Raw genomic sequence first — 7,784 nt, forward strand, 5'->3', positions numbered from 1 at the left:
TGTTCCCAGGTCAGATTGCTACGGTATGCTTTAGTCATTCGCTCACAGGGTGCTGGTTTCTACAAAATTCAGCATACGCCTTGTGAGCTTTCTTACACTAGCCCCCCACTTTTAAAACATCCTCTAACGCATATTGCAAATCATTTGTCACATCAGCAACAGCTTGTCTAGCACCCAAACGATTTTCCTTATATGCTGGATAACGCTCAGAAATAGATATGGGTTCACCCACAGTAATTTTGACTTTTTGCTTACCTAATTGTGGACGCTGTACAGTTTTGTTGCCTTTAATTTTAGCAATCATTTGCCATAAAATTAAAGTTGTTTCAGCAAACCTTTCTACCGTCGGGTTTTCCCGAATATAACTACCAGAAACAGCCACAAAACTTTCTACTAAACGCATATGCCACATCCGCGCATTCGCTTCTTCTGCAACGCGATCGCCTAAAGCTTTCTCAACCGCAGATACTCCTTTGACATCCTTAAATTCTTCTCTAAATATATAATTCCAACCTGCTTGTTCTACTCGCCGACAACGGTCACTCAAACTGCCTTTTGACTGCAAATTAAAATACTGTTCTGATATTAGCAACGCTGCATTCAACAACGCTTGTAGACGAAATGCTAAGGCTTCATTTCTATCTGGAATTTGCCCATTGACAATCTTCGCATCTGGCAATTTTTGATGATAAAACCGTGTGTAAAATTCTTCCATTAGCAAAAGTAAATGTTCTGCCAAAGTCAACAATCTGGGATAAAGTGACTCCACAGAAGCATTTTGTGGTGGATTCACAGGTAAACCACTAGCCACTTCCAATTCACTTAAAAGATTAGCGATCGCATCCCAAGGAGCATCAACGTAACTATATTTAATCCCAACTGGTACAATGAGAACCTGTTGGTCGCGTTCAGCTTTGTGCAAATCTTCCGCGCACCAAAAGCCTAATTGGGCAATACCAGGTTCTAGAGGGCTAATATTCTCTGATAAGCCATTAGTACTACCTTCAGGCGCAGCCGCCATCGGGAATTTCCCATTAGCAAACAAGTCACGCGCTGAACGTAACCCCGTCCAGTCAGCCTTACCTCGCTGAATCGGAGTCCCACCTAAATGAGAAGCAATCCAGCCGACGTAGTCACCGGCCCATAGAGGAATGCCGCGATCGTAGATAAAATGAGCGTGAATCGGAAGTTGTAGTGTTATGTCTTGCGATCGCGCTACCTTTGGTACAAGTTGAGATAACAAGTAAGCCAAACAAAACGGATCGTCTGTTTTCGGATGGCGAAATGCCAACATAAAACGGATCTTATCTTCCTGAAACTGCTGATACAGATCCACTAGCACCTTTACGTTGTCTGCTTCAATTTGGGTAATACCTGTTTGCCAGTTTATCCAACTGGGTAGCAACAGATGGACAACTTGTAGAAATAAAGGGTTAAAGGCGGGAGGAATAAATTCTAAAGGTGCCTGTGCTTGATAAATTACATTTGCCAAGATAGTTATCTCCTAAAGATGTCGCGATTTCTATCGCCAGGTGGTTATTTCTTTTAAGCTATCTTAGCTGCTGTAAAATTTCCTGACGACTGAAGTTGTCCGCCAGTCAGTTGCTCATGGGGGAAAGTGTATACTGTTTCATCTGTGTTATGAAGAATCAGAATCAACCTGACAAACAACCGCAGCAGTTATTAGTTGATGAATTTACGAACTATTCTGAGTCAGATATTACAAAGGAGCCTGCCAAAAAGTTTGTTAAGGCATCTCTGAGTGACCCTAGAAAGGCTGAGGAAAGGTTAGTCTGTATTGCCGATTTCTTCACTAATACTGCTGTAGGTGACAGTGATGGAACAGCTAAAAGTAGAGCTAGAGGCACTATTAAAATTGACCATTGGGCGTTGTTTAACTGAAGATATCTAGGAGAAAAATATTTTTATATCTATTTATGGTTGATTGAAGTTTTGATTAATTATTATTTTCCCAAGGTTAAAATACCTGATGGCATATCTACGACTAACCTACGATTAGTCAGCCATTGACGACCGAGTAAAACTTCTGGTACTCCATCACCAGCATAAACAGGAATATCAAAAATCTCTCCATCAATTCTGACTTGGCCTGCATAAATATCAAAGTTAGATACACTCCTTGCCATCAACATCGAACGTTCGCCTAAATATTCCCAATCAAACCCTTCCAAGTCCTGCTGATCAATGGCTAACCAATCAGAAAATCCTGTATCTAAAACTACATCAATTGGTAATTTAAATCCATTGGCGGCAATCAATTCGATTTCAAAAATCAACTCCTCCCCATCACCAAACCTTCCTGATATCATATTGTCCCAGCAACTCCAGTCTCGTTAATTTTAAAGACGAAAACGGGACAGTTCGGGTGTTTTTGACGTGACATCTTAATAGCAGTCATCTCATCTTTATCAACAAAATATTCGCGGCTTTCTGGTTCGACTGCCATGTACCAGTTGTAGTGAGTTTTAATTAGTTCGGGTTGGACTCTATCAAAAATGGGCTGGCAGCGTTGGTAAAATTCTTCTTGAGAAGTTTTCCTGGCTTGCTTTTTCTCTTCTGTCCACTGCATTGAGGGAAAAATTCTTCCTCTGCGGGCGATACGGGTGGGTTTGGTTTCGGTCATAGTTGACTCTCACTATCTTGGCGATATCTATATATATTAGAGGCATTACCCGGATTTCTCACAAACTCTGAAAACACCAGAGTCAAAATAGATTAAATAGTTGCAAAGATTATATCATTGCCATATCTTAACGGCTGTAGAATGCCGATCGCGCTTGCGCTTTGCACACCACGCAGATTCAAACTAGGATGCCTTCTTAGTCCGCCCAGGCAGACTTTGAGTTTGTGTAGCCGCGATTTCTAATCGCCAAGTGGTTTATAAACAAATTAGAGATTCGGAAAAGGGATTAAACGATGCGACTTTCACAAATGTTATTTGTTACACTGCGGGATGATCCGGCTGATGCTGAGATTCCTAGCCATAAATTATTACTCCGTGCAGGCTATATTCGTCGCATCGGTAGCGGTATTTATGCTTATTTGCCTTTGATGTGGCGGGTACTGCAAAAAGTTTCTCAGATTGTGCGGGAAGAAATGAACGCTACAGGCGCACAAGAATGTCTTTTACCACAATTGCAACCGGCTGATTTATGGAAGGAATCGGGACGCTGGGATACTTACACCAAAGCTGAGGGAATTATGTTTTCCCTAATTGACCGCCGTGAGCAACAATTAGGATTAGGCCCAACTCATGAGGAAGTCATCACAGCGATCGCTCGTGAGATGATTCGCTCTTATCGCCAGCTACCATTACACCTCTACCAAATTCAAACCAAATTCCGCGATGAAATTCGTCCCCGTTTTGGTTTAATGCGTGGACGAGAGTTTATCATGAAAGACGGCTACTCTTTCCATGCCGATGAAGCTAGCCTCAAAGAAACTTACCAGGATATGTATAAAGCTTACAGCAATATCCTACGGCGTTCTGGTTTAGCTTTTCGGGCAGTAGAAGCTGATTCTGGTGCAATTGGTGGTTCTGGTTCCACAGAATTTATGATTTTGGCAGAAGCTGGCGAAGACGAAGTTCTCTACACTGAGGATGGTCAATACGCCGCTAACGTAGAAAAGGCTGTTTCTTTACCAATTGACACCGAAACCTCACGGTTTACAACCTACGAGAAACGCGATACACCTGGAACAGAAACCATTGAAAAGGTTTGTCAACTCCTCAACTGTTCTCCAACTCAATTAGTGAAAAATGTCCTTTATCAGACAGTTTATGATAACGGTATAACCGTCTTAGTTCTGGTAAGCATCCGAGGCGATCAGGAAGTTAATGAAGTTAAGTTGCAAAATGAATTAACTAAATTAGCTTCTGAATATGGTGCTAAAACTATTATTAGTTTGAATGTACCAAATGTAGAAGCGCAGGAAGCATGGACAGCGAAATCTCTACCTTTAGGCTACATTGCTCCAGATATTGCAGATGAGTATATTACCGCCAATAAACAGATCCATCCCAAGTTTTTGCGCTTGGTGGATCAAACAGCCGTTAATTTAAAAAACTTTGTTACAGGCGCCAATGAAGCTGGTTATCACGTAGTTGGAGCTAATTGGGGTGAGCAATTCAAAATACCAAATTTGGTAGTAGATACACGTAAGGCAAGACCAGGCGATCGCGCCATCCACAACCCAGAACAAACTCTCTTCAGCACCCGTGGAATTGAAGCAGGTCACATCTTTCAATTAGGCACTAAGTATTCCCAAGGGATGGGTGCAACTTATACCAATGAACAAGGTGAAGAAAAGCCGCTATTTATGGGTTGTTTTGGCGTAGGTGTATCACGACTAGCGCAAGCTGCCGTCGAGCAATCTTACGATCAAGATGGGATTATTTGGCCAGTAGCGATCGCACCTTATCACGCCATTGTCACAATTCCCAACATTAAGGATGCTCAACAAGTCGAAATCGCCCAAAAACTTTATACAGAACTCAATCAAGCCGGAATTGAAACCCTACTAGATGACCGCGACGAACGTGCGGGAGTGAAATTTAAAGATGCTGACTTGATTGGTATACCTTATAGAATTGTCACCGGACGGGCGATCGCTAATGGCAAAGTTGAAATTGTAGAAAGAGCCACCCGCAAATCTCAAGAAATTGTCATTGATGAAGTTACAACGACACTCAAACAGTGGATTATGGAAGAAATAGAGGGTAAAGATTAAACGCAGAGGGGCGCAAAGGGAAGCGCAGAGGTTCGCAGAGGGACTTTTGTAATACTTTGCGTTCCTTTGCGTTCCTTTGCGTTTTCCTTTGCGTTCCTCTGCGTTGTAAATTTAATCATCTTTAGAAAGAATGAGATCTACATAAATTGGCAGGTGACGGATTAAAAGTAAAAATTCTAAAATTAAATCAGGAAATTTCAGAATTAAAAGGTATAAAGTCTCCTCCCGTTGTGAGAAACTCTTCAGTTACAAGCATCGTCGTTAACCAGGCTGCTCCTCACATAACTACTATATCAGCCCTCAGTTAGGAAGGTTTTGAACATGAAAGACCAACAAGGATCTAATCGTATTTCTTCAGGCGTAATTGCAGCCGTCTCAGCAGTGGTTGTAGCGGTAGGTGGTGGTGTAGCTTGGTTTACCTCACAATCTAGTAATACTCCCACACCCTCAAACCCCTCTGGGCGCATTGAGCAGCCAGCACAGCCATCAACTAGGCAGCCAGCAAATGAGCAAACCCCTAACGTTTATTGGCTAAGACCAACAGACAAAAATGTTACTTTAGTCCCCCAGCCGATTAAAGTCGCTTCTATACGAGCCAGCCAGCCTTTAGAAGCAGCTTTCCAAAGTTTGTTAGCAGGCCCAACAGAAGGCACAGATTCAACAACCATCCCCAAAGGAACCAAGCTGTTGGGGCTGAAGGCGGAAAATGATGAAGTTCACGTTAATTTATCTGAAGATTTTACTAAAGGTGGTGGTAGCACCTCAATGATGGGTCGCGTGGGACAAATTGTTTATACTGCGACAACTTTAAATCCTAAAGCCAAAGTGTATATTGACGTGGACGGCAAACCGTTAGATGTTTTAGGCGGTGAGGGTGTAGAGTTACAACAACCGCTAACTCGTGAAAACTTTCAAAAAGATTATCCACTTTAGTCATTGGTCATTGGTCATTGGTCATTGGTCATTGGTCATTGGTCATTGGTCATCGGTCATTGGTCATTGGTCATTGGTCATTGGTCATTGGTCATTGGTCATTGGTCATTGGTTTTTCACAAAGGACAACTGACAAAGGACAACTGACCTAACGTCTGCTATTTAATACACGAAAATTACGGGCTTGCTGTTCTAACCTTGTGGCGAGGCGATCGCAAACCCGATTACACAACTCAAAAATCATTTGATCTTCCACCCGGTAATAGGCGCAAGTTCCTTCACTGCGGCGGCTAAGGATACCTGCTTGCCACATTACCTTCAGGTGTTTTGACACATTTGCCTGAGAAGTCTGTGTTGCCTCTACCAACTCTTGCACGCATTTCTCTTCATCCCGTAATAAGTGTAACAGCCGCAGGCGCATTGGCTCACTTAACAGGCTGAAGTATTCAGCTACTTGTTGCACCACTTCGGGTGGTAAAGGCAACGTTTGTTTCATCAGGGTTGACCCGCAAGGACTGAAAATTTTAACAATGACTCACTTCATCTATACATTAATACTTAATCAGGGTTAATTCGCATCAAAGGTTGACCATATTCTACAGCGTCGCCATTTTGGAGAAGAATTTCCATCACCTGTCCAGAGACTTCGGCTTCGATTTCATTCATCAGCTTCATGGCCTCAATGATACAGACTGTTTGACCCTTGCGGACGCGATCGCCAACTTCCACAAATGCCGCTTCCCCCGGCGCAGGAGCGCGATAAAAGGTTCCCACCATTGGGGAAGGCACTTCTACTAATCTCTGATCAATGATTGAGAGAGGATTTACTGACAACTGCAATTGTGTGCTAGTTCCAGTATTCTCCAACACACGAGATGTGGATACCTCTGTCACCTGACTTGCGTTCACCTGGTTTCCCCCAGATGAACCCGATGTCAAGCCCGAACCTACCACACCGCCTAAGGTCGCTTGACCTACCGACAACACCTGATTGCCAACGCTCGCAGCCTTACGGACTGTTAGCTCAAAGTCATCGCTTTTAAGCGTGACTTCTACAATATCTGTTTGTGCGATAGTTGCCAGTAGTTGGCGGATTTCATTAAAGTCCAATGGCACAGTTTTTATTACCTCGACCGATCCGTAAATTAGTATCTTAAGTGTGGCAGGGATTTAATCCCTATCTAGGGATTTAAATCGGGACTTGCATCTCGGTGGAGATGAAAATTATTCCCTGCTGATATACTTATCTTCCTGGGTATCAACTTTGATGCGTTCTCCTTGGGAAATAAACAAAGGAACCATCACAATTGCACCAGTTTCTAGAGTTGCTGGTTTTGAGCCACCTGTGGCAGTGTCACCTTTTAAACCTGGATCTGTTTGGACAATTTCCAGAACCACAGACTTAGGCAATTCTACTCCTAGCACCTGTTCACCCCACCGAATAACCTCAGCTTCCATACCTTCTTTGAGGTACTTGACGCGATCGCCAATTTGTTCACGGGTCAATCTGCCTTCTTCGTAGGTTTCCATATCCATAAAGACGAACTCATCGCCCTCTTTATAGGTATGCTGCATCGTGCTTTTTTCTAGGGTGGCTTGCGGCACTGTTTCCCCTGCTCGGAACGTTTTTTCCATCACGCTCCCACTCTGGACATTTTTTAACTTAGTTCGTACAAAGGCAGAACCTTTACCTGGTTTGACGTGCAGGAATTCAAGCACTCGCCATACAGACCCATCTAAGACAATTGAAACACCGGGTCGAAAGTCGTTACTGGAGATCATGAAACTTTCAAATTTTGGAAGACAATCGGCATTTATTGTACCCTTCTAGCGGAGTAATTAGCTATTTACTCATGGGGCATTGGGCATTGAGTATGATTATTCTCCCTCATCTCCCCCATCTCCCCCATCTCCCCCATCTCCCCCATCTCCCCCATCTCCCTCATCTCCCCCATCTCCCCCATCTCCCCCATCTCCCTCATCTCCCCCATCTCCCCCATCTCCCCCATCTCCCTCATCTCCCTCATCTCCCCCATCTCCCTCATCACCTAACATGGGAAGATTATGTATGGGTTACGTCCAGTCAACAATTCAATGCT

General features: G+C 43.4%; 11 protein-coding genes. 5 read left to right on the forward strand and 6 right to left on the reverse strand.

The features are described 5' to 3' along the window. Positions 1 to 97: 97 nt before the first annotated feature. Positions 98 to 1,492, reverse strand: coding sequence for a 1-acyl-sn-glycerol-3-phosphate acyltransferase (locus tag LC605_RS29505; RefSeq protein ID WP_229550990.1), 1,395 nt, complete (start codon positions 1,490 to 1,492; stop codon positions 98 to 100). 149 nt (positions 1,493 to 1,641) lie between these two features. Between LC605_RS29505 and LC605_RS29510 the strand changes: the two genes are divergently transcribed. After that, complete coding sequence (locus LC605_RS29510; protein WP_229550991.1) at positions 1,642 to 1,902, forward strand: hypothetical protein; 261 nt, start codon at positions 1,642 to 1,644, stop codon at positions 1,900 to 1,902. Between the two features lie 62 nt (positions 1,903 to 1,964). On the opposite strand, the gene LC605_RS29515 is transcribed toward LC605_RS29510, so the two are convergent. Together LC605_RS29515 and LC605_RS29520 are read right to left on the reverse strand one after the other, a co-directional pair. After that, positions 1,965 to 2,330, reverse strand: a complete 366-nt coding sequence (locus tag LC605_RS29515) for an aspartyl protease (RefSeq protein WP_229550992.1) — start codon at positions 2,328 to 2,330, stop codon at positions 1,965 to 1,967. Further along, positions 2,327 to 2,644: a hypothetical protein gene (locus LC605_RS29520; protein WP_229550993.1), complete on the reverse strand. Its 318-nt coding sequence runs from the start codon at positions 2,642 to 2,644 to the stop codon at positions 2,327 to 2,329. The genes LC605_RS29515 and LC605_RS29520 overlap by 4 nt, the downstream gene beginning before the upstream one ends. Before the next feature lie 293 nt (positions 2,645 to 2,937). On the opposite strand from LC605_RS29520, the gene LC605_RS29525 reads away from it, so the two are divergent. The 3 genes from LC605_RS29525 to LC605_RS29535 all read left to right on the forward strand — a co-directional run bounded on the left by LC605_RS29525 (position 2,938) and on the right by LC605_RS29535 (position 5,832). Next, the gene (locus LC605_RS29525; RefSeq protein ID WP_229550994.1) at positions 2,938 to 4,752 is read left to right on the forward strand and encodes a proline--tRNA ligase; all 1,815 of its coding nucleotides are present in this window, start codon (positions 2,938 to 2,940) and stop codon (positions 4,750 to 4,752) included. A 321-nt stretch (positions 4,753 to 5,073) separates the two neighbouring features. Continuing rightward, positions 5,074 to 5,685, forward strand: coding sequence for a GerMN domain-containing protein (locus tag LC605_RS29530; RefSeq protein WP_229550995.1), 612 nt, complete (start codon positions 5,074 to 5,076; stop codon positions 5,683 to 5,685). 3 nt (positions 5,686 to 5,688) lie between these two features. Continuing rightward, positions 5,689 to 5,832 carry a hypothetical protein gene (locus LC605_RS29535; protein WP_229550996.1) on the forward strand — a complete coding sequence of 48 codons (144 nt, stop codon included), beginning with the start codon at positions 5,689 to 5,691 and terminating at the stop codon, positions 5,830 to 5,832. 1 nt (position 5,833) lies between these two features. On the opposite strand, the gene LC605_RS29540 is transcribed toward LC605_RS29535, so the two are convergent. The 3 genes from LC605_RS29540 to efp form a co-directional block, all read right to left on the reverse strand. Continuing rightward, positions 5,834 to 6,181, reverse strand: a complete 348-nt coding sequence (locus LC605_RS29540) for a metalloregulator ArsR/SmtB family transcription factor (RefSeq protein WP_229550997.1) — start codon at positions 6,179 to 6,181, stop codon at positions 5,834 to 5,836. A gap of 62 nt (positions 6,182 to 6,243) precedes the next feature. Beyond that, positions 6,244 to 6,801 carry an acetyl-CoA carboxylase biotin carboxyl carrier protein gene (gene accB, locus LC605_RS29545; protein WP_229550998.1) on the reverse strand — a complete coding sequence of 186 codons (558 nt, stop codon included), beginning with the start codon at positions 6,799 to 6,801 and terminating at the stop codon, positions 6,244 to 6,246. 108 nt (positions 6,802 to 6,909) lie between these two features. Next, positions 6,910 to 7,467, reverse strand: coding sequence for an elongation factor P (efp, locus tag LC605_RS29550; RefSeq protein ID WP_229550999.1), 558 nt, complete (start codon positions 7,465 to 7,467; stop codon positions 6,910 to 6,912). A gap of 79 nt (positions 7,468 to 7,546) precedes the next feature. Here efp and LC605_RS29555 point away from each other — a divergent pair. Beyond that, positions 7,547 to 7,784: hypothetical protein (locus tag LC605_RS29555; RefSeq protein ID WP_229551000.1), on the forward strand; the 238-nt coding region annotated here is incomplete at its 3' end.

Source organism: Nostoc sp. CHAB 5836, assembly GCF_020829445.1.
In the GTDB taxonomy this organism is placed as follows: domain Bacteria; phylum Cyanobacteriota; class Cyanobacteriia; order Cyanobacteriales; family Nostocaceae; genus Nostoc.

Excerpts from the sequence above, each read along its gene's own strand:
- LC605_RS29510 (WP_229550991.1), top strand. The coding sequence starts at position 1,642 with ATGAAGAATCAGAATCAACCTGACAAACAACCGCAGCAGTTATTAGTT.
- LC605_RS29515 (WP_229550992.1), bottom strand. The coding sequence starts at position 2,330 with ATGATATCAGGAAGGTTTGGTGATGGGGAGGAGTTGATTTTTGAAATC.
- LC605_RS29520 (WP_229550993.1), bottom strand. The coding sequence starts at position 2,644 with ATGACCGAAACCAAACCCACCCGTATCGCCCGCAGAGGAAGAATTTTT.
- LC605_RS29525 (WP_229550994.1), top strand. The coding sequence starts at position 2,938 with ATGCGACTTTCACAAATGTTATTTGTTACACTGCGGGATGATCCGGCT.
- LC605_RS29530 (WP_229550995.1), top strand. The coding sequence starts at position 5,074 with ATGAAAGACCAACAAGGATCTAATCGTATTTCTTCAGGCGTAATTGCA.
- LC605_RS29540 (WP_229550997.1), bottom strand. The coding sequence starts at position 6,181 with ATGAAACAAACGTTGCCTTTACCACCCGAAGTGGTGCAACAAGTAGCT.
- efp (WP_229550999.1), bottom strand. The coding sequence starts at position 7,467 with ATGATCTCCAGTAACGACTTTCGACCCGGTGTTTCAATTGTCTTAGAT.